This window comes from Bradyrhizobium sp. ISRA436 (genome assembly GCF_029910015.1).
In the GTDB taxonomy this organism is placed as follows: Bacteria; Pseudomonadota; Alphaproteobacteria; order Rhizobiales; family Xanthobacteraceae; genus Bradyrhizobium.
On sequence record NZ_CP094519.1, the window covers coordinates 3,413,236 to 3,433,600 of the forward strand.

A 20,365-nucleotide genomic window follows, 5' to 3' on the forward strand; every position below is an offset into this window, starting at 1 on the left:
GAACCCCAACTTGCAGCCCTTGCGCGGCGATTCGCATGTCTGACACTTCTGCGCGCGATCAGGCGCGGGACAATGCCATGACGGTCGGCGGGATCTCCTCCGACCGCATCGAGCCGGATGAGAATGCGTGGACGCGGCGGCTCGTCATCTTCCTGCGCATCATGGCGGTCGTGTCGATCGCCAAGGGCCTTTATCACTGGGCCCAGGTGACCGGCTTTGTCGGCGGCGAGGAGGAGGCTTTCGAGAACCAGTCATGGGCCTGGCAGACCGCGACGGTCTATTTCGCCGTGATCGAACTGGTCGCCGCGGTCGGATTGTGGCTTGCGACGCCCTGGGGAGCCGTGGTGTGGCTGACCACCGTGGTGTCGATGGCGGTCATCGAGCTGATGTTCCCGACGATCTACGGCGGCAGCCTGATGGTGGTCGGGTTCGAAGCGGTGATGCTCGCCGCCTATCTCGCGCTCGCCTGGATGGCGGCGCGCGAACGGCCGCCGTAGCGCCTCGCGCGCCACCGCTTGCGGGCATCGCTGTGGCCTCGCGGCGAAAGCCTGATGAATCCGGCCCTACGCGCATCGCGTGCAGAGAATGCACCACGCGATCCCATAAAGTTTTCAAAGATTTTTCCGGTAACCGTTCGGTGACCGTAAAGGGTTCCCTCACACCTGTTACGTCACCGTTTCGAATTCAAACGAAGCTGTTTCCGAATGTGACAGGGGAGGCAGACGAAGCGTGAACAAAGGGCCCGCCACCGTCAATGAAAAGTTGCGAAAAGCCCTTGATCTACGGGCTTAATCCGCGATTCACTGTCTTAAATTCATGATCTCTTTATTGTCTTATTTAAGCTGATCTTCAAACCACCCCCTTACGTTGCACCTATCAGGCGGGACACAAGTTTCGTCGAATAAGTCGATAAAACGACAACAGGGGAAGTGTCATGATCAAAGCCGTTGCGACAACGGCGGTGGAAACCGCTGATCGCGCTGCCGGTCAATCGCCGGTGCAGCCGCTCTATCTCGAAGCACTGACTTTGGTGGAGCGGCTGCATCGCCGGCTCCTCGACGTCATCAAGGACGAGTTTGATCGCCGCGGCCGCGCCGACATCAACTCGGTGCAGGCGCTGCTCCTGTACAACATCGGTGACAAGGAGCTGACCGCCGGCGAGCTGCGCACCCGCGGCTACTATCTCGGCTCCAACGTCTCCTACAATCTGAAGAAGCTCGTCGAGCTCGGCTTCCTCGATCATCAGCGCTCACGCGTCGATCGCCGCTCGGTGCGCATTCGTCTGACCGCGCAGGGCCAGGAAGTCCGCCGCATCGTCGACGCGCTCTACCAGAAGCACGTCAAGACGGTCGAGCAGGTCGGCGGCATCTCGAACGAGGAGTTCGCGAGCCTCAACAAGTCGCTGCACCGCCTCGAGCGTTTCTGGACCGACCAGATCCTCTATCGCCTCTAAGACCCAGCTTTCCCGCCTGACGGCCAAGCCGGCCGATCCAGAAGACCGGCAGCCATCCTCCAGACACGCATCGGCCATGCCCGGCCGGTGCGTTTTGTCATGCTGCATCTGCGAAAAAAAGCACTCCGGCGGGGAACCAAGCCGTTCGTTACGGCTTATCCGTCAGCCCAACGGAGACGGGAGACATGGTGGTCGAGCACGGAATGCAGGTCGTCTTGAATGCCGAGGTCGTCGGCGACGCCTACGCCATCGCATCCAACTATCTGCGGAAGTCCGGCGCCATTCCCGACACGTTCGTCACCAACGAGCGCCTGCTCGGCATCATCGTGAAGCTGTTCCAGCGCGGTGAGCGCAACAGGATTCGCCTCGCCAACAAGGCGATCGCGCAATTTGAGGCCGAGACGCTGGTCGTCGCTTGAGCGTTAACCCGGAGACATCAATGGAAGCCGCCATCGATCGCATCATGCTGACCTACGATCTGCTGCTCAATCGCACGGCCGCAGCAAGCGACGAAGCGCGCGCCAAGGTGACCGAGTACGTGCGGACATTGTTCGAGGCGGGCGAGACCGATCCACATCGGTTAACCGTCTGCGGCCTGACCTATCTGCGGCAGCTCGACGGCAGCACGGACCATGTGAAAGCCGGGTATACGGGGCTGTAGCGCACGGCCGGCTCTCGCCGCGTCATTGCGAAACGTGTCAGCGCGCTCGTGTAATGACGAGACGCAAATTCCGATTCAACTGTCAAACAGCCTGGTGACGTTGTCATCACCCGCGCATGCGGGTGATCCAGTATTCCAGAGCCGCCAGTGCTTGAACCGAGCGGCCGCGGCGTACTGGATGCCCGCATGCGCGGGCATGACGACTGAGAGAGATGTGAGTCCGCATTCTCGCGACGGGAATCGTCCGAGTTTTGCATCTCGTTTCGCCCTTTCTTGATCAGAGGGCGCAGGGAAAGCCGGGTGCCGATCGCACCCATGGGTCCCGTGCAAATGGAAAGCACGGGAGGTAGGACCACAGGTGAAACCGGAGCAATCCCGGCTTTCCCTGCGCGATGGCTTTACGGCTTATACGTGCTCGCCCCGGCGAGACTGGGCTTTGTTGTCACCGTCTTTGCAAAAGCGCTTCGCGCTTTGCAAGGAGACACCTGCCACTAGGGCGTCAGGCCTGCACGACTTCACCGTCCGCTATCTGCCACGCTCGTCAGCCGTGACAGCGGCGTCCACCGCATCTCCACCCAACACTCGTGACGATCGCGAAGCGCCCCTCAAGCGGGTGAGATGGGCCATTCATACACTGAGTTTCAGTTCCGGAAAACAGAAATATTTTCGCTGCGCGGCCTTGCGCCGTCGGGCAAATCAGTGCCAAGGGGCGGCCTCAATGGGGCCTGCTACCGCGCGGTGAACGGGATCGAGGCGCGGGCGCGAATCCCGAACGTCGTGGCAGAATTGCCACGCGTCATCATCGTGCTGCGGACAGATTGCGTCGCTCTTTTCCGCGATCGACGTGAGCAGGCGGTGCACGAAGTCGCGTGACACACGTCACGCAGACGGCGACTTGGATGCGGTATGATATTCGTATTGTATCGTCATACAGGTGCCGCTAGCGTCGAGGCGCCGGGCAAATCGAACTGCAGAGATCCAGCGGGGATCGCTGGTGACCGGCGATGGCGGGCGTGCATTGATCTCAAGACTGTTCGATGACGAGCCGGCGGATGCCAAGGCGAAGGCGTATTGTCTCGGTGCGCTGCTGATCCTGGTGAATGTCGCGGTCTGGCTGTGGGCCTACCTCAGCTTCCGCGATTATCCGCTGCTGCTTGGAACGGCATCGCTTGCCTACACGCTCGGGCTTCGCCATGCCGTCGATCCCGACCATATCGCGGCGATCGACAACGTCACGCGCAAGCTCATGCAGGACGGCAAGCGGCCGGCGGCAGCGGGCCTGTTCTTCGCGATGGGCCATTCGACGGTGGTGATCGCAGCCTCCCTGCTGGTTGCTCTATCGGTCGGCGCCCTCGAAGCCCGGTTCGAGGGCTTCAAGGCCCTCGGCGGCGTGATCGGGACGGGCGTGTCCGCGGCCTTCCTGCTGGTGATCGCGCTCATCAACACGATGATCCTGATCTCGGTCTATCGCGCCTTTCAGGCGTCCCGCCGCGGCGATCACGCCACCGAGCAGGAGCTTCACGATCTCCTGCAACAGCGCGGCTTGCTGGCCCGCATGCTGCGCTCGCTGTTCGCGCTCATCACGAAGAGCTGGCAGATGTATCCACTCGGCTTTCTGTTCGGACTGGGGTTCGACACGGCGAGCGAGATTGGCCTGATCGGAATTTCCGCCGCGCAAGGCTCCGCCGGCTTGTCCATATGGTCAATCCTGGTGTTTCCGGCGCTGTTCACCGCCGGCATGTCGCTCGTCGACACCGCCGACGGCATCATCATGGTCCAGGCCTATGGCTGGGCGTTCCGGCAGCCGGTGCGCAAGCTCTACTACAACCTGACTATGACCCTGATCTCGATCGTCGTGGCGCTCCTGATCGGCGGCATCGAGGCGCTCGGTCTCATTGCGAGCAAGCTCGACCTTCAAGGACCCTTCTGGGATCTCGTCGGCAAGATCAGTGATGATTTCAGCCTGCTCGGATATCTCATCGTGGGCGTGTTCATCGCCGCGTGGTTGATCTCGGTGCTGGTGTATCGGCTGGGTCGGTTCGACGAGATCAAGGGCGAAAGCCCGGCAGGCTGAGGCGCCGACGCCGCCCGAGATCGTTGTTGCCCGGGAAGGGCGGTTCGCCGTGCAATCAGGTCAGAGCAGCGGAGCGGACCGCCAACCGCGCGGCTGCGACCGCCTGATTCGGACCGCCGCATATCATCGAATCGCACGCTCGGCAGTGCGACGATTTGCAGCACCGGGTTGTCGCATCGGTCGGCTTGCCGAAGCCTGTGTCGAATGGTCGCTAGGGGCATCCGACATCGGCAAGCGATTCCTTCAAACAACGCCGCGCCGACTGACGATGCGACTACGTGACAGGATGCGGCGATGATCGATCGGCCGCTCCGATAATCAGGAGGAGCCCCAATGATCCCGTCCCGCATGCGCCTGCTCGGCGCGATCGTCGCGCTGATGCTGGGAGCGAGCCATACGGCGACCGCGCAGCAGCTCGAGCTCAAGCTGATGGCGCCGGCGGCGCCTGGCGGCGGATGGGATCAGACCGCGCGATCGATGCAGCAGGCGCTCGTCGCCTCCGGCGTCGCGCGCAGCGTCCAGGTGACGAACGTCCCGGGCGCCGGCGGCAGCGTCGGCATCGCGCAATTCGTCAACGGCGCCAAGGGCGACGGCAACCAGATGATGGTGAACGGCTTCGTGATGGTCGGGGCGCTCGCCATGAACAAGTCGCCGGTGACGCTCGATCAGGTGACGCCGATCGCGCGTCTCACCGAGGAGATTCAGGTCATTGTGGTGCCCGCGAACTCGCCGATCAAGACCGCGCAGGATCTCGCAGCCGCCGTCAAGGCCGATATCGCCAAGGTGACCTTTGCCGGCGGCTCGGCCGGTGGCGTCGACCACGTGATGGCCGCGCTGTTCGCGGGCGCGGTCGGCGCCGACGCCAGGAAGATCAACTACATTCCGTTTTCCGGCGGCGGAGAATCGCTGGCCGCCATTCTCGGCGGCAAGGTCACGGCAGGCATCTCGGGATTGAGCGAATACGAGGGTCAGATCAAGGCCGGCAAGCTGCGCGCGCTCGGCGTGACCTCGGCGAAGCGTCTGGCCGGCGTCGACATTCCGACCTTCAAGGAGCAGGGCATCGATCTGGTGCTGGCCAATTGGCGCTCGGTGGTCGCGCCGCCCGGCATCACGCCGGAGCAGCGCAAGACGCTGAGCGACGCCGTGGAGAAGATGGTCAAGTCCGACGCCTGGAAGGAGATCCTGAAGCAGAAGGGCTGGGATGACGCCTATCTCGGCGGCGACGCGTTCGCGGATTTCCTGAAGAAGGAGACCGTGCGCGTGACCGACGTGCTGAAGTCCGTCGGCCTCGTGAAGTCATGACGCCGGACGGCACTTCCGCCGAGGCGCACCAACCAGCGCGGCGCGTCGATCGCGCGGGCCTTGTCATCGCGGCGGCGCTTGCCGCGCTCGCTGCGGTGCTGGTCTGGGACGCGAGCAAGCTGCCATCCACCACGATGTACGGAATGGGGCCGGAGGCGATGCCGGTCGTCATCGCCGTCGGCCTCGTCATGCTTGCCATCGGCAACCTGATCGATGCGCTGCGCGGCAAGCTGCCGCCGCGCGAGAGCGCCGATTCCAGGCCGGTGTGGCTGATCATCGGCGGGCTTGCGCTCCTGATCGCCATCATCGGCTTCGGCGGCGGCTTCATCCTCGCCACCTCGGCGCTGTTCGTCACCACCTCGGCCGCATTCGGCCGGCGCGCCATCCTGGCCGACACCGCCATTGCGCTTGTCATGACCACGTTGATCTATCTCGCGTTCGACAAGCTGTTGACGCTGAGCCTTCCCACCGGCCCGCTGGAGCGACTGCTGTGATGGATACCTTCGCCGCGCTGGCGCATGGCATGGCGGTTGCCGTCCAGCCGATGAACCTGCTCTATGCGCTGATCGGCGTCTTCCTCGGCACCGCGGTCGGTGTGCTGCCGGGCATCGGTCCGGCGCTGACAGTCGCCCTGCTGCTGCCGGTGACCTACAAGCTCGATCCCGGCGGCTCGCTGATCATGTTCGCCGGCATCTACTATGGCGGCATGTACGGCGGATCGACCACCGCGATCCTGATCAACACGCCGGGCGAGAGCGCGTCGATGGCGACCGCGCTCGAGGGCAACAAGATGGCGAAGGCCGGCCGCGGCGGTCCGGCGCTCGCGACCTCGGCGATCGGCTCGTTCGTGGCCGGCACCATCGCCACCATCGGTCTCGCCTTCCTTGCGCCCTGGCTGGTCGATTTCGCGGTGCGCTTCGGGCCCGAGGATTACTTCGCCCTGATGTGCGTCGCCTTCGTCACGGTCTCGGCAACCTTCGGCGACTCTCCGGTCCGCGGGCTGACCAGCCTGTTCATCGGGCTGACGCTCGGGCTTGTCGGCATCGACAAGCTGACCGGTCAGGCGCGGCTCGCCTTCGGCATCCCCGAACTGCTCGACGGCGTCGAGGTGACGACGTTGGCGGTCGGCCTGTTCGCGGTGGGGGAGGCGCTCTACGTCGCTTCGCGCCGTCATCATACGGAAGAGAAGCTGGAGCCGGTGCGCGGCTCGCTGTGGATGACGCGCGAGGACTGGCGGCGGTCATGGAAGCCATGGCTGCGCGGCACGCTGTTCGGCTTCCCGATCGGCGCGCTGCCCGCCGGCGGCGCGGAGATCCCGACCTTCCTGTCCTATTCCACCGAGCGGCGACTGACCAAGCATCCGGACGAATTCGGCAAGGGGGCCATCGAAGGCGTCGCCGGGCCGGAAGCCGCCAACAACGCCTCCGCCGCCGGCACGCTGGTGCCGCTGTTGACGCTCGGGTTGCCGACATCGGCGACCGCGGCGATGATGCTGGCAGGCTTCCAGCAATACGGCCTGAACCCCGGGCCGCTTTTGTTTGCCGAGCGGCCCGACCTGGTGTGGGGGCTGATCGCGAGCCTGTTCATCGCCAACGGCATGCTGCTGGTGCTCAATTTGCCGCTGGTTGGCCTGTGGGTGCGGCTGCTCGCGATCCCGCAGCCCTGGCTCTATGCCGGCATCCTGGTGTTCGCGACCATGGGCACCATCGCGGCAAAACCGTCGGTCGTCGAACTGTCGATGCTGGCGGGCTTTGGCGTGATGGGCTTTGTGATGCGCCGGTTCGATTTTCCGATCGCGCCTGTCGTCATCGGGCTCATCCTCGGGCCGATTGCCGAGAGCCAGTTGCGCCGTGCGCTGGCGATCAGCCTTGGCGATCCCCTGGTGCTGCTGCAAAGCCCGATGTCGGCGACGCTGCTCGCGATCGCGCTGATCGCCCTGCTGGCGCCGTTCGTGCTGAAGGGGCTGGGACGGTTCAAGGCGAACGAGGATTAGCGCTGCGACACGCCACGATATGGCGGTGTGCAATTCGTCGTCAGCGCCAGCGCGCTGACAGCGTTGCGGAGAGGAAGGAGTCGAGAGCTGTGTGATATACAAAAAGACGCGCGCCCAGCAATCATTGGCGCGCGTCGTCGGCGGTATCGTCGTGTGCAAGCCGCGCACAAATGCGCGAGCCGGCGGTCACGCAGGCGAAGTCTTCTTTTTCTTGTTCTGCTTGATGACCTTGGCCTGGGCGCGAAACGCCGACGCGAGCGCCTTCAGCTCCTTGGTCACGATCTCATCGGCGGTCGCCTTTGCCGCGACTTCGGCCTTGCGGGCCTGCTTCTTGAGTTCTTTGGTCGTCTTGCTCATCATCCAGATCGCGACCAAAGTCGCGCTCCTCGCCGCATATCCTGCCGTCGCATGCTGCGGCGCGTCGCCGACGCGGCCGCGTTTCACACTGCACAACCAATCAATAATGACGTGATGGACCCCGTAAAGGATCCATTCGCGAATTCCGATCGGACCATCTATCACACGGCGTTGCCGGTCATGTAACGCTGGCGGCGGCTTCCCAGGCGTCCCGCGGCCGGCTCCGGTCCCGCAGGTTTCGCCGCCGCTCCGGCCGGGGCGCGGGGGGCCCCGGGGGCGGGAGCCCGGTCCCGGTCGATCTGGCGAATCCCTGCCATTCCCACCATATCTGGCATAATTGGCGGCGGGGGACCGCAACCGCTTGGCCATTTTGGGCCGATGTGGTAACGCTCTGCGACCAGCTTCGACCGCCACTCGTGACCGTCCGCATCCCGTGTAAAGGCTTGCGGCGGTGGAGATATTTCGCCGATGACCTCTTCGCCCAAGAACGCTGCAACCACTGCTTCCGCGCCCGATTCCTTCTTCACGGCCACGCTTGCCGAGGCCGATCCCGAGATCGCGGCCGCGATCAAGGGCGAGCTCGGCCGCCAGCGCCATGAGATCGAGCTGATCGCCTCCGAAAACATCGTCAGCCGGGCGGTCCTGGAAGCGCAGGGCTCGGTGATGACCAACAAATACGCCGAGGGCTATCCGGGCGCGCGGTACTATGGCGGTTGCGAGTGGGTCGACGTTGCCGAGAACCTGGCGATCGATCGCGCCAAGAAGCTGTTCGGCGCTGGCTTTGCCAACGTCCAGCCGAATTCCGGCAGCCAGATGAACCAGGCGGTGTTCCTGGCGCTGTTGCAGCCCGGCGACACCTTCATGGGTCTCGATCTCGCGGCCGGGGGCCATCTCACGCACGGCTCGCCGGTCAACATGTCCGGCAAGTGGTTCAAGGCCGCGCATTACACGGTGCGGCGCGAGGACCAGATCATCGACATGGATGCGGTGGCCAAGCAGGCCGAGCAGGTGAAGCCGAAGCTGATCATCGCCGGCGGCTCGGCCTATTCGCGCGCCTGGGACTTCAAGCGCTTCCGCGAGATCGCCGACTCTGTCGGCGCCTATCTCATGGTCGACATGGCGCATTTCGCCGGCCTCGTCGCCGGTGGCGTGCATGCTTCGCCGGTACCCTACGCCCACGTCACCACCACGACGACGCACAAGTCGCTGCGCGGTCCGCGCGGCGGCCTGATGCTGTGGAACGATGAGAACCTGACCAAGAAGCTGAACTCGGCGATCTTCCCGGGCCTGCAGGGCGGCCCGCTGATGCATGTGATCGCAGCGAAGGCCGTCGCCTTCGGGGAGGCGCTGCAGCCCGAGTTCAAGGTCTACGCCAGGAACGTGGTCGAGAACGCCAAGGCGCTGGCCGAGACGCTGCGCGGCCATGGCCTCGACATCGTTTCCGGCGGCACCGACAACCATCTGATGCTGGTCGACCTGCGTCCGAAGGGGTTGAAGGGCAACATCTCCGAGAAGGCGCTGGTCCGCGCCGGCATCACCTGCAACAAGAACGGCATCCCGTTCGATCCCGAGAAGCCGTTCGTCACCTCGGGCCTGCGGTTTGGCACGCCCGCGGCGACCACCCGCGGCTTCGGCGTCGCGGAGTTCAAGCAGGTCGGCGGCATGATCGCCGAGGTCCTGAACGCGCTCGCGCAGTCGCCGGACGGCAAGGCGCCGCTGGTCGAGGCTGCGATCAAGGAGCGCGTCAAGGCGCTGACCGATCGTTTCCCGATCTATCAGTAAGGTTCATCTCGCTATGTGAGCATGATCTCCCGGAAAACCGCTACACACTTTTCCGGATCATGCTCGGTTAGGGGCTCCGTCGGATGCGCTGTCCGAGCTGCAACAGTCTTGATACGCAGGTGAAGGACTCGCGTCCAACCGAGGATTCCGCTGTGATCCGCAGGCGGCGCGTCTGCATGGCCTGCAACTTCCGCTTCACGACGTTCGAGCGGGTGCAGCTCCGCGAGCTCACGGTCATCAAGCGCAACGGCCGCCGGGTGCCGTTCGACCGCGACAAGCTGGTGCGCTCGCTGCAGATCTCCTTGCGCAAGCGTCCGGTGGATTCCGAGCGGCTGGAGAAGATGGTGTCCGCGATCGTGCGCGAGCTCGAGAGTGGCGGCGAGGCGGAGGTGTCCTCGGAGGCGATCGGCGAGATCGTGATGGAGCATCTGCGCCAGCTCGACGATGTCGCCTATGTGCGCTTTGCCTCGGTCTATCGCAATTTCCGCGAGGCCAAGGATTTCGAGGCCGTGCTCGGCGAGCTGCACGGCGAGGACGACCCGCAGATCGCGACGTTGCGAAAATGATCTTCCGCATTCTGGAAGATCAGCTCGCGCACAAATCCAGGGACGCGAAGGCGGCCGATCTGCGTTTCATGCAGCTCGCGCTCGCGCTCGGCCGCCGCGGGCTGGGGCGGACCTGGCCCAATCCGGCGGTCGGCGCCGTGATCGTCAAGGACGGCGTGATCATCGGCCGGGGCTGGACGCAAGCAGGCGGACGTCCGCATGCCGAGGTGGAGGCGCTCCGGCGTGCCGGTCCTGCCGCCCGCGGCGCAACCCTTTATGTGACGCTCGAACCCTGTTCGCATTTCGGCCGCTCGCCGCCCTGCGCCGAGGCCGTCGTCGCGGCCGGTCTCGCCCGCGTGGTGTCGGCGATCGAGGATCCCAATCCGGACGTCGCGGGGCAGGGGCACGGCAAGCTGCGCGCCGCGGGCATCGCCGTGGATGTCGGGCTGTGCGCGGCGGAGGCCGCGCGCGACCATGCCGGGCATTTCCGCCGTGTCCGTGACGGGCGCCCGCATGTGATCCTCAAGCTCGCAGTGTCCGCCGACGGCAAGATTGCCGCCGCTGGCAACCGGCCGGTCGCGATCACCGGCGATACCGCACGGACCCGCGTGCATCTGCTGCGCGCGCAGAGCGATGCGATCCTGGTCGGGATCGGCACGGTGCTGGCGGATGATCCGTTGCTCACCTGCCGCCTGCCGGGCATGGCGGCGCGCTCGCCGGTCCGCGTCGTGCTGGACCGCGCTTTGCGGACGCCGGGCAACAGCCGCCTGGTGCATTCCGCGCGCGAAACTCCGCTCTGGGTGATGACATCAGACATGGCGGAAGCGCCCGCCGCGGTGAAGCTCGGCGCCGCCGGCGCGCAGGTGATCCGCGTCGCCGCGACCGCGACCCAGCCCGGGCTCGATCTGCCGGCCGTGTTGCATGCGCTGGCGGAGAAGGGGATCTCGCGGCTGATGGTCGAGGGCGGGGCGCGGGTCGCGTCGTCCTTCGTCGCCGCCGGCCTCGTCGACGAAATCTGGCTGTTGCGCGGTCCTGATACCGTCGGCGCCGACGGCGTTCCCGCGCTGGGCGCAATGCCGCTCGCCGCAATCACGCAGTCGCCGACCTTCGGGCTTCGTGCTAGCGAGACGCTCGAAAAAGATGCTTTGACCATCTACGACCGTTCGTAGAGCGTCATGGCCGGGCTTGTCCCGGCCATCCACGACTTGCTTTGCCGCTGCGGCCAAGACGTGGATGCCCGGGTCAAGCCCGCGCATGACGAACAATGTGAGGTTTGTCGTGTTTACCGGAATTGTCACCGATGTCGGTGAAATCACCAGCCTGAAGCAGGTGGCGCAGGGGCAGCTGCATCGGATGCGGATTGCCTGCGAGTACGACCAGACCACGATCGCCGACGGCGCCTCGATCGCCTGCAACGGCGTCTGCCTCACGGTGGTCGCCTCCGGCACGGCCGGCGGCAAGACCTGGTTCGACGTCGACGCCGCGGCCGAGACGCTCGGCATGACCACGGCGAAGCGCTGGGTCGAGGGAACCCGCCTCAACCTCGAGCGCGCGCTCAAGATCGGCGACGAGCTCGGCGGCCATATCGTGGCCGGGCACGCCGACGGGATCGCGACCATCTTCAAGCGCGACGACCTGCCCGACATGGCGCGCTTCGAGCTGAAAACCACCCGCGAGCTCGCGCGTTTCATCGCGGCCAAGGGCTCGGTGACACTGGACGGCGTGTCGCTGACCGTGAATACGGTCGATGACGTGACCTTTTCCGTGCTGATCATCCCGCATACGCTGGAGGTCACGACCTTGAGCGGCTGGAAAACCGGCAGCGAGGTCAATATCGAGGTCGATCTGATGGCCCGCTACGCGGCGCGGCTGTCGGAGATGAAATAGCGATCGCAAATGTGTCATACGCGGGCTTGACCCGCGTATCCATCCTCTTAACTAGATGGCCTTCCGGCGCGACAGATCGCCGGGGCAAGCCCGGCAATGACGAAGGTAGACAATGGCTGACGCGCGGCGCGCACCCCTGAAGGACAAGACTGACATCTCCGGCGCACGCGTGCTGATCGTCGAGGCGCGGTTCTATGACGACATCCAGGATGCGCTGCTGGAGGGCGCGGTGACCGAGCTGCAGGCGGCTGGCGTGACCCATGACGTGATCACGGTGCCGGGCGCGCTGGAGATTCCGGCTGCGATCGCCATCGCAATCGATGCGGCGGAAGCGGGCGGCAAGCCCTATGAAGCGGCTATTGCGCTGGGCTGCGTGGTGCGGGGCGACACCATCCATTTCGAGATCGTTTCCAACGAGTCCTCGCGCGGACTGATGGATCTGGCAGTCAGCCGGAAATTCCCGCTCGGCAACGGCATCCTGACCGTCAACACCGAGGCCCAGGCGTGGGCGCGGGCGCGTGCCAGCGAATTGAACAAGGGCGGCGACGCGGCGCGCGCGGCGCTCGCGATGCTGCGCATCAAACGCCGTCTGGCAAAGGCCTGATCATGGCAGAGAGCAAGAAGCCGGCGAAGGGTCCCGACAGGAAAGCCAACCGGCGCGGTGCGGCGCGGCTCGCGGCCGTGCAGGCGCTGTACCAGATGGATATCGCCGGCGCCGGCCTTAACGACATTTTCGCGGAGTTCGAGAGCCACTGGCTCGGCAACGAGGTCGAAGGCGAAAAATATTTGCCGGCCGAGGCTGCATTCTTCCGCGACGTCGTCTCCGGCGTAGTGCGCGACCAAGCCAAGCTCGATCCCTTGATCGACGACGCGCTGTCGAAGGGCTGGCCGTTGAAGCGGATCGATGCGATCCTGCGCGCCGTGCTGCGGGCCGGCTCCTACGAGCTCGAGCATCGCAAGGACGTGCCCGGCCGCGTCGTCGTCTCCGAATATGTCGACGTCGCGCATGCCTTCGTCGAGAAGGACGAGACCGGCATGGTGAACGCCGTGCTCGACCAGATCGCGCGCCAGTTCCGCGCGGATGAGTTTGTGCGGGGGTGAGTCACGCGCTCAGCTGTCATCACCTGCGCATGCGGGTGATCCAGTACGCCGCGGCAGTCGTCAACGACAACCGATGCCGCGGCGTACTGGATCGCCCGGTCAAGCCGGGCGATGACAGACGACGGTGAGGCGCGCGTCATGGCAGATCGTCATAATGGTCCATCCGGCGAAGACTCCCTCATCGCGCGGTATTTCAAGCCGCTCGCGACCGACCCGGGCGCGTTCAATCTCGACGACGACGCCGCCGCGCTGAAAGCGGCCGGCGAGGACGTCGTGATCACCACCGACGCGATCGTCGAGGGCGTCCACTTTCTTCCCGGCGATCCGCCCGACACGCTGGCGCGCAAGGCGCTGCGGGTGAACCTGTCCGACATTGCGGCGAAGGGCGCGGCGCCCGCGGGCTTCGTGCTGACGCTGGCACTGCGCGGCGTGGAGGAGGCTTGGCTGAAGCCGTTCGCTGCCGCGCTCGGCGAGGACGCCGCGCATTATGGCTGCCCGCTGCTCGGTGGCGATACGGTGTCGACGCCGGGTCCGCTGATGATCTCGATCACCGCGTTCGCGCGGGTGCCGGCCGGGCGGATGGTGCATCGCAGCGGTGCGCATCCGGGCGATCGCGTGGTGGTCACCGGCAGCATCGGCGATGCCGTGCTCGGGCTCGACGTGCTGAAGGGCGGGCGGGTGGCCGAAGCGCTCGCCGGCGACGCCGCGGCAAGAGAGATGCTGGCCGCCCGCTACCGGGTGCCGCAGCCACGCAATGCGCTCGCCAAGGCAATCCGCAGCCACGCCAGCGCGGCGATGGATGTGTCCGACGGTCTCGCCGGCGATCTGACAAAACTCTGCGCGGCCTCGCGCGTCTCGGCCGTGATCGACGTGCAGAGCATCCCGCTGTCGCCGGTGGCGGCCGGGTTGCTGGCGCGCAAGGCGATCGGCATCGAGACGCTGGTCGCCGGCGGCGACGACTACGAGATTCTGTGTGCGATCCCGGGCCATCGCATCGAGGCCTTCACTCGGGAGGCGCGGCAGGCCGGGGTCGCAGTCACGGCGATCGGCGGGGTCATCGCCGGACATTCGCCGCCGAGCTTTCTCGATGGGCAGGGCAGGGAACTGGCGCTGGAGCGGCTGTCCTACAGCCATTTCTAGAAGCCCGGTCTAGAAGCCCGGGCCGCAAGGCGCGACTTTCCTTCTAAATAGCTGCCAATATCGGCGTTTTCGGCCGTCGGTGCCGTTGCGCGGGGTTAACGATTTTGGCAAGGTCGCGCCCGATTTGAGGCCATCCCTTTCTTGGGGAGGGATGATCCTCGCAAAATAAGCGCCGGCAAAAAGGCGCGGGGGTTACATCAAGGATCTGAGGCAACATTCAATGACAGCATTATGGGTGATTGTGCTCTGCGGGGCGCTTTCCATCGTCTACGCGATCTGGGCCACCTCGTCGGTCCTGAACGCGGATGCAGGCAATCCGCGCATGCAGGAGATCGCTGCCGCCGTACGTGAGGGCGCGCAGGCCTATCTGCGGCGCCAGTACACGACCATCGGCATGGTCGGTATCGTGATCTTCTTGCTGCTGGCCTACTTCCTCGGGGTGCTGGTCGCGATCGGATTTGCGATCGGCGCCATCCTGTCGGGCGCGGCCGGCTTCATCGGCATGAACGTCTCGGTGCGCGCCAACGTCCGCACCGCGCAGGCGGCGACCACCTCGCTCGCCGGCGGCCTCGAACTCGCCTTCAAGGCGGGCGCGATCACCGGCCTTCTGGTCGCGGGTCTCGCGCTGCTCGGCGTCACCATCTACTTCATGGTGCTGGTCCACTTCCTCGGCCTGGAGGCGAGCAGCCGGACCGTGGTCGACGCCATGGTGGCGCTCGGCTTCGGCGCCTCGCTGATCTCGATCTTCGCCCGTCTCGGCGGCGGCATCTTCACCAAGGGTGCTGACGTCGGCGGCGACCTCGTCGGCAAGGTCGAGGCCGGTATCCCGGAGGATGATCCGCGCAACCCGGCCACCATCGCCGACAATGTCGGCGACAATGTCGGCGACTGCGCCGGCATGGCGGCCGACCTGTTCGAGACCTACGCGGTGACCGCGGTCGCCACCATGGTGCTCGCCGCGATCTTCTTTGCCAAGACGCCGATCCTGGTGAACATGATGACGCTGCCGCTGGCGATCGGCGGCATCTGCATCATCACCTCGATCATCGGCACCTTCTTCGTCAAGCTGGGCGCGAGCCAGTCGATCATGGGCGCGCTGTACAAGGGATTGATCGCCACCGGCGTCCTGTCGCTGATCGGCGTTGCGGCGGTCATCAACTGGCTGATCGGCTTCGGCAAGCTCGACGGCGTCGAATATACCGGCCTGTCGCTGTTCTGGTGCGGCGTGGTCGGCCTGGTCGTCACCGGCCTGATCATCTGGATCACCGAGTACTACACTGGCACCGACTATCGCCCGGTGAAGTCGATCGCTTCCGCCTCGGTCACCGGTCACGGCACCAACGTGATCCAGGGCCTGGCGGTCTCGATGGAAGCGACCGCGCTGCCCGCGATCGTCATCATCGCCGGCATCCTCGTCACCTACGGCCTTGCCGGCCTGTTCGGCATCGCGATCGCAACTGCCACCATGCTGGCGCTGGCCGGCATGATCGTCGCGCTCGACGCCTTCGGCCCGGTCACCGACAATGCCGGCGGCATCGCCGAGATGGCGGGGCTGCCGAAGGAGGTGCGCAAGTCGACCGACGCGCTGGACGCGGTCGGCAACACCACCAAGGCGGTGACCAAGGGCTACGCGATCGGCTCCGCCGGTCTCGGCGCGCTGGTGCTGTTTGCGGCCTATAACCAGGACCTCAAATTCTTCATCAGCGACGTCAACGCCCATGCCTACTTCAAGGGCGTCAATCCCGACTTCTCGCTCAACAATCCCTATGTGGTTGTGGGTCTGCTGTTCGGCGGCCTGTTGCCGTACCTGTTCGGCGCGCTGGGCATGACGGCGGTGGGCCGTGCGGCGGGCGCGATCGTTGAGGAGGTGCGTCGCCAGTTCCGCGAGAAGCCCGGCATCATGCAGGGCAGCGACAAGCCCGACTACGGCAAGGCGGTCGACCTGCTGACCAGGGCGGCGATCAAGGAGATGATCGTGCCGTCGCTGTTGCCGGTGCTGTCGCCGATCGTGGTCTACTTCGCGATGTATGCGATCGCGGGCGGCGGTGCGGCCGGCAAGTCGGCGGCATTCTCCGCGGTCGGTGCCATGCTGCTCGGCGTGATCGTTACCGGCCTGTTCGTCGCGATCTCGATGACCTCGGGCGGCGGCGCCTGGGACAACGCCAAGAAGTACATCGAGGACGGTCACTATGGCGGCAAGGGCTCCGACGCCCACAAGTCAGCGGTGACCGGCGACACCGTCGGCGATCCCTACAAGGACACGGCGGGCCCGGCGGTGAACCCGATGATCAAGATCACCAACATCGTGGCGCTGCTGCTGCTCGCGATCCTCGCGCACTGAACGGCAGCCTCCGACTGAAACGAAAACCCCGCGGTGCGAGCCGCGGGGTTTTTGGTTTCGGGGGACGCGAAAATGTCACCGCGTCATTGCGAGCCAACGGGTCGCGCGAATGCGCGCCCGATGACAGGCTCCACGAAGCAATCCATCTCGCCGCTTGTGGCGACATGGATTGCTTCCGCCTTCGCCAAGGCTTCGGCGGACAAGTCGTCACTGTCGCTCCTCGCAATGACGGCGGCAATAGCGGTAATTACTTCACCTCCATCTGCAGGCCTTCCTTCTCGATGATGGCGGCGAACTTCGTGGTCTCCGCTCCGACGAAATCCGAGAATTGCTGCGGCGTGCCGTAGTCGGCGCGGGCGCCCATGCCGGCGATGTTCTTCTTGACGTCGTCACGCTCCAGCATCGCCTTGATCTGCCCGTTCAGCTCATCGACGACGGGAGCTGGCGCCGCCTTGGGCAGGAAGACGCCGAACCAGGACGAGACGTCGAACCTGGCAAGCTCGGGCGCAGTCTCGCGCATCGGCGGCAGCTTCGGCGCGGAGTCGCTGCGTTCGGGCGTGGTGACGCAGAGTCCGTTGAGCTTGCCGTCGAGCACCTGCGGCAGCGACGGGTAGAGGTTGTCGAACAGGATCTGGATGTCGCCGGCGAGCGCGGCCTGCAGGGCAGGGCCGGCGCCGCGGAACGGCACATGCGTCATCTGCAGGCCGGTGAGCTGCAGGAACCAGGCGCCGGTGAGATGAGGGCTTTGTCCGGTGCCGGATGAGCCATAGGTCAGCTTGTCGGGATTGGCCTTCAGATGAGCGATCAGCTCCGGAATGGATTTGATACCGGTCGTGGGATGCGCCGTGACGATGTTCGGGATCCGGATCATGTTGGAGACCGGCTGCAGCTGGTCGGCCTTGTAGGTCAGGTTCCTGAAGATGCTGTAGGCGATCGCGTTCGGCCCGGGATTGCCGATCAGGATGGTGTGGCCGTCGCCTTTGTTGCGGGCGACCTCCGCGGTGCCAATGGTGCCTCCCGCACCGGATCGGTTTTCGACGACGACCGACTGGCCCCAGATCGGCTGCAGGTGCGCGGCGAGGAGCCGTCCCATCACGTCAGTCGAGCCACCCGCGGCCGCCGGCACGATGATCCGGACGGTCTCGGTCGGTCGCCACTCACCGGCCCCCAGGCTTGCGCGCGGCAGAATCGTCGCGGCCGACAGCGCGGCAGCGCCCGACAAAACCGTACGACGGGAAAATCTCTTGCGGATCATGTGCTTGCCCCCTTGGTCACACGTTGTTTGCGCGCGACCCTAGGGGACCGCCTGTCTCTCGGGCAAGCGGCAACTTGGCGCAGGTGTTCCAACTCTTGATCGACATTGCGCAATTCGCGCAGCACGCTCCGATCGGCTTGGATCGGCCGAGCTCAGGCGCCACGGGGCGAGCGCACTAAGCCCTCTTCACGAACTCCGACTTCAGGTTCATCGCACCGATGCCGTCGATCTTGCAGGCGATGTTGTGTCCGTCGCTGCCCTCGGTGAGACGGATGTTCCTGACCTTGGTGCCGCCCTTGACGACCGATGACGAGCCCTTGACCTTGAGGTCCTTGATCACGATGACGCTGTCGCCGTCCGCCAGCAGGTTGCCGTGCGCATCGCGCACGCCGGTCTCCTGCGAGGTCTCCGCAGCCGCGGCCGCCTCGGCGCTCCATTCATGGGCGCATTCCGGGCAAACCCAGAGAGCACCATCCCGATAGGCATGCTCGGAATTGCATTTCGGGCAGCTCATTGAAGCGTCCATGGTCGACATCGTCTCCGTCGTGGCCGGCGCACCGTAGGGCCGTGGACCGGCAAAGCAAGAGAAAACCCGCCGCGCCAAATGGGCGGTGGGCTCCCTGGATCAGAACGGAATCTCCCGTGCTTGCTGGGCGCAGTTGCTTCACGCGAACCGGCCCCGCTTCGCTAGGAAGATGCGGCTAGTTGAAGCTCAGCAGCTTGAACAGCGGCGTCAGGTAGGACATCTCCTGACCCGAGGTCGGCGTGGTGCGGCTGACGAAGTCGAAGATCTTGCCGTCCTTCAGACCGTAATTGGCGAGCCGTCGCACCTGCCGGTTCTTGTCGAAATAGACCGCGATCACGCGCTGGTCGATCACGTGCTGGTTCATGAAGGCGACCGGGCGGGAGGTCCGCTGCGAGATGTAGTAGAACACTTCGCCGTCGAGCGTGGCGACCGTGGATGGCGTGCCAAGCACGATCAACACCTGGTCCTGGCTCGCGCCGATCGGAATCTGCTCGAGCGCGCCGTCGGGCAGGATGTAGCCCTTCTGGAACTGCTCGCCGGTGCATGCTCCGAGGGCGGCACAGACGAGACCAACGGCGGCGATCGCGCGGATGCGCGAGAATAGGCCGCGCGCACCGCGGGACTGTCTTGGCATAATGTGGTTCATCGGCGGAACTGATCCGTCCCCTTGCATCGGGCGAGGCGTTGACGTACCGGGCAGCTCAATGGATTGCAATATAGCCGAGCCTCCAACGGGCGAGCCCTCAACAGGCGACCTTTGGGACCCGCAGCCGGAACCCATCATGCTTTGGCCGTTTAATCACTTCAGGAAACCCCCGGTGCCGCCGCGCAGCACCATTGAGACCATCTATGGCATGATCGTGACGCAGGCGCGAGAACCGTTATTTTACCGTGACTTGGGCGTCCCGGACACGGTTAACGGCCGTTTTGACCTGCTTTTGATGCACCTCTGGCTGGTGTTGCGGCAGCTCAAATCCGCTGGCGCGAGCGCGGATCTGTCACAGGCCCTGTTCGACCATTTCTGCATCGATATGGACGACAATCTGCGCGAGATGGGCGTCGGCGACCTGACGGTGCCCAAGCGCATGCAGGCGTTCGGCGAAGCATTCTACGGCCGGACCGCGGCCTATGATCTGGCACTGACCGACAGCGACGAGGCGCTGGCCCAGTCGTTCTGCAAGAATATCCTCAACGGCAGGGACATCGACAAGGCACGGGAGCTCGCGACCTATGCCAAGTGCGCGATGGCGGAGCTGGCGCGCGCCGATCTCGCCGCGCTGGCTCGGGGCGCATGGCGTTTTCCGGTCCCACAGGCTGTAGGGGCGTCGGCATGAGCGGCGGCACGGGCGGCACGGCAAGACGGCCCGACCCGGTGCGCGATCCTTGGCGCGTCCTCGTCAATGCGGCGCAAGTCCCGGAGGCCGGGCTGCATCGCGCGATCGAGGCCGACGAGGCGGCCCGCAGGGCGATCGCCGAGATCGCCGGGCTGCGCGAGGTGGTCTCCGCACGTGCGGCGTTCGACATCATCCCGAAACGCGACGGCAGCTACCACGTCACGGGCAGCGTGCAGGCGCGGATCGGGCAGACCTGCGTGGTGACGCTCGATCCGATCGAGAACGACATCGACGAACCGATCGACGTCGTGTTCGCGCCGCCCGAGCAGATTCCGCAGATGGCGGATCTGGTCGATGACGCCGAGGAGAGCGACGAGGAGACGCCGGATCCGCCGGAGCCTATCGTCAACGGCTGCATCGACATCGGCCGGCTCGCCACCGACGCGTTGTTTCTCGGCATCGACCCGTATCCGCGCAAGCCGGATGCGGTGTTTGAACAGGCGGTTGAAGCACCTGATCCGGAAGCTCATCCCTTTGCCGCGCTGAAGGCCTTGAAGGAAAAGGCCGACGGCAAGAAGCCGAAGGGCGGTTAGGACGACTTTGTAAGGGGGTGA

22 protein-coding genes are annotated in these 20,365 nt (G+C 65.2%); 18 read left to right on the forward strand and 4 right to left on the reverse strand.

The window, feature by feature from the left end; genetic code table 11:
- The first annotated feature begins 35 nt into the window (after positions 1 to 35).
- The 8 genes from MTX23_RS16165 to MTX23_RS16200 all read left to right on the forward strand — a co-directional run bounded on the left by MTX23_RS16165 (position 36) and on the right by MTX23_RS16200 (position 7,483).
- Positions 36 to 497: a DUF6163 family protein gene (locus MTX23_RS16165; RefSeq protein WP_280977667.1), complete on the forward strand. Its 462-nt coding sequence runs from the start codon at positions 36 to 38 to the stop codon at positions 495 to 497.
- Between the two features lie 437 nt (positions 498 to 934).
- Positions 935 to 1,453 (forward strand): MarR family winged helix-turn-helix transcriptional regulator, encoded by a 519-nt coding sequence (locus tag MTX23_RS16170; RefSeq protein ID WP_280977668.1) that lies wholly within the window; start codon positions 935 to 937, stop codon positions 1,451 to 1,453.
- Between the two features lie 185 nt (positions 1,454 to 1,638).
- Positions 1,639 to 1,872, forward strand: a complete 234-nt coding sequence (locus MTX23_RS16175) for a hypothetical protein (RefSeq protein WP_280977669.1) — start codon at positions 1,639 to 1,641, stop codon at positions 1,870 to 1,872.
- A gap of 20 nt (positions 1,873 to 1,892) precedes the next feature.
- Entirely contained in the window at positions 1,893 to 2,114 is a 222-nt protein-coding gene (locus MTX23_RS16180) for a hypothetical protein (protein WP_280977670.1), read from the forward strand.
- A gap of 994 nt (positions 2,115 to 3,108) precedes the next feature.
- Positions 3,109 to 4,188, forward strand: a complete 1,080-nt coding sequence (locus MTX23_RS16185; protein WP_280977671.1) for a HoxN/HupN/NixA family nickel/cobalt transporter — start codon at positions 3,109 to 3,111, stop codon at positions 4,186 to 4,188.
- Positions 4,189 to 4,521: 333 nt separating this feature from the next.
- Positions 4,522 to 5,490, forward strand: a complete 969-nt coding sequence (locus MTX23_RS16190; protein WP_280977672.1) for a tripartite tricarboxylate transporter substrate binding protein — start codon at positions 4,522 to 4,524, stop codon at positions 5,488 to 5,490.
- Positions 5,487 to 5,984: a tripartite tricarboxylate transporter TctB family protein gene (locus MTX23_RS16195; protein WP_280977673.1), complete on the forward strand. Its 498-nt coding sequence runs from the start codon at positions 5,487 to 5,489 to the stop codon at positions 5,982 to 5,984. The genes MTX23_RS16190 and MTX23_RS16195 overlap by 4 nt, the downstream gene beginning before the upstream one ends.
- Positions 5,984 to 7,483: a tripartite tricarboxylate transporter permease gene (locus MTX23_RS16200; protein ID WP_280977674.1), complete on the forward strand. Its 1,500-nt coding sequence runs from the start codon at positions 5,984 to 5,986 to the stop codon at positions 7,481 to 7,483. Before MTX23_RS16195 ends, MTX23_RS16200 begins: the two co-directional genes overlap by 1 nt.
- 186 nt (positions 7,484 to 7,669) lie before the next feature.
- Here the strand turns inward: MTX23_RS16200 and MTX23_RS16205 are convergent, their stop codons facing one another.
- Complete coding sequence (locus tag MTX23_RS16205) at positions 7,670 to 7,927, reverse strand: hypothetical protein (protein WP_280977675.1); 258 nt, start codon at positions 7,925 to 7,927, stop codon at positions 7,670 to 7,672.
- A 381-nt stretch (positions 7,928 to 8,308) separates the two neighbouring features.
- On the opposite strand from MTX23_RS16205, the gene glyA reads away from it, so the two are divergent.
- From glyA to MTX23_RS16245, 8 genes are all read left to right on the forward strand, one after another.
- Positions 8,309 to 9,622 carry a serine hydroxymethyltransferase gene (glyA, locus tag MTX23_RS16210; protein ID WP_280977676.1) on the forward strand — a complete coding sequence of 438 codons (1,314 nt, stop codon included), beginning with the start codon at positions 8,309 to 8,311 and terminating at the stop codon, positions 9,620 to 9,622.
- A gap of 83 nt (positions 9,623 to 9,705) precedes the next feature.
- Positions 9,706 to 10,188, forward strand: a complete 483-nt coding sequence (nrdR, locus tag MTX23_RS16215; RefSeq protein WP_280977677.1) for a transcriptional regulator NrdR — start codon at positions 9,706 to 9,708, stop codon at positions 10,186 to 10,188.
- The gene (gene ribD, locus MTX23_RS16220; protein WP_280977678.1) at positions 10,185 to 11,336 is read left to right on the forward strand and encodes a bifunctional diaminohydroxyphosphoribosylaminopyrimidine deaminase/5-amino-6-(5-phosphoribosylamino)uracil reductase RibD; all 1,152 of its coding nucleotides are present in this window, start codon (positions 10,185 to 10,187) and stop codon (positions 11,334 to 11,336) included. Before nrdR ends, ribD begins: the two co-directional genes overlap by 4 nt.
- 109 nt (positions 11,337 to 11,445) lie before the next feature.
- Positions 11,446 to 12,054: a riboflavin synthase gene (locus MTX23_RS16225; protein ID WP_280977679.1), complete on the forward strand. Its 609-nt coding sequence runs from the start codon at positions 11,446 to 11,448 to the stop codon at positions 12,052 to 12,054.
- A gap of 112 nt (positions 12,055 to 12,166) precedes the next feature.
- Positions 12,167 to 12,658, forward strand: coding sequence for a 6,7-dimethyl-8-ribityllumazine synthase (gene ribH, locus MTX23_RS16230; protein WP_280977680.1), 492 nt, complete (start codon positions 12,167 to 12,169; stop codon positions 12,656 to 12,658).
- 2 nt (positions 12,659 to 12,660) lie between these two features.
- Positions 12,661 to 13,155 carry a transcription antitermination factor NusB gene (gene nusB / locus MTX23_RS16235; RefSeq protein WP_280977681.1) on the forward strand — a complete coding sequence of 165 codons (495 nt, stop codon included), beginning with the start codon at positions 12,661 to 12,663 and terminating at the stop codon, positions 13,153 to 13,155.
- A 138-nt stretch (positions 13,156 to 13,293) separates the two neighbouring features.
- Entirely contained in the window at positions 13,294 to 14,295 is a 1,002-nt protein-coding gene (gene thiL / locus MTX23_RS16240; RefSeq protein WP_280977682.1) for a thiamine-phosphate kinase, read from the forward strand.
- A 220-nt stretch (positions 14,296 to 14,515) separates the two neighbouring features.
- Entirely contained in the window at positions 14,516 to 16,636 is a 2,121-nt protein-coding gene (locus tag MTX23_RS16245; RefSeq protein ID WP_280977683.1) for a sodium-translocating pyrophosphatase, read from the forward strand.
- 247 nt (positions 16,637 to 16,883) lie between these two features.
- Here the strand turns inward: MTX23_RS16245 and MTX23_RS16250 are convergent, their stop codons facing one another.
- The 3 genes from MTX23_RS16250 to MTX23_RS16260 form a co-directional block, all read right to left on the reverse strand.
- Positions 16,884 to 17,891, reverse strand: a complete 1,008-nt coding sequence (locus MTX23_RS16250) for a tripartite tricarboxylate transporter substrate binding protein (protein WP_280977684.1) — start codon at positions 17,889 to 17,891, stop codon at positions 16,884 to 16,886.
- Positions 17,892 to 18,066: 175 nt separating this feature from the next.
- On the reverse strand, positions 18,067 to 18,417 hold the full coding sequence (locus MTX23_RS16255; RefSeq protein WP_280977685.1) for a zinc ribbon domain-containing protein YjdM: 351 nt from the start codon (positions 18,415 to 18,417) through the stop codon (positions 18,067 to 18,069).
- 175 nt (positions 18,418 to 18,592) lie between these two features.
- Positions 18,593 to 19,051, reverse strand: a complete 459-nt coding sequence (locus MTX23_RS16260) for an outer membrane protein assembly factor BamE (protein ID WP_280977686.1) — start codon at positions 19,049 to 19,051, stop codon at positions 18,593 to 18,595.
- 148 nt (positions 19,052 to 19,199) lie between these two features.
- Here MTX23_RS16260 and MTX23_RS16265 point away from each other — a divergent pair, with 148 nt between their 5' ends.
- Together MTX23_RS16265 and MTX23_RS16270 are read left to right on the forward strand one after the other, a co-directional pair.
- On the forward strand, positions 19,200 to 19,751 hold the full coding sequence (locus tag MTX23_RS16265; protein WP_280977687.1) for a ubiquinol-cytochrome C chaperone family protein: 552 nt from the start codon (positions 19,200 to 19,202) through the stop codon (positions 19,749 to 19,751).
- Positions 19,748 to 20,344, forward strand: a complete 597-nt coding sequence (locus MTX23_RS16270) for a DUF177 domain-containing protein (RefSeq protein ID WP_280977688.1) — start codon at positions 19,748 to 19,750, stop codon at positions 20,342 to 20,344. Before MTX23_RS16265 ends, MTX23_RS16270 begins: the two co-directional genes overlap by 4 nt.
- Positions 20,345 to 20,365 lie beyond the last annotated feature (21 nt).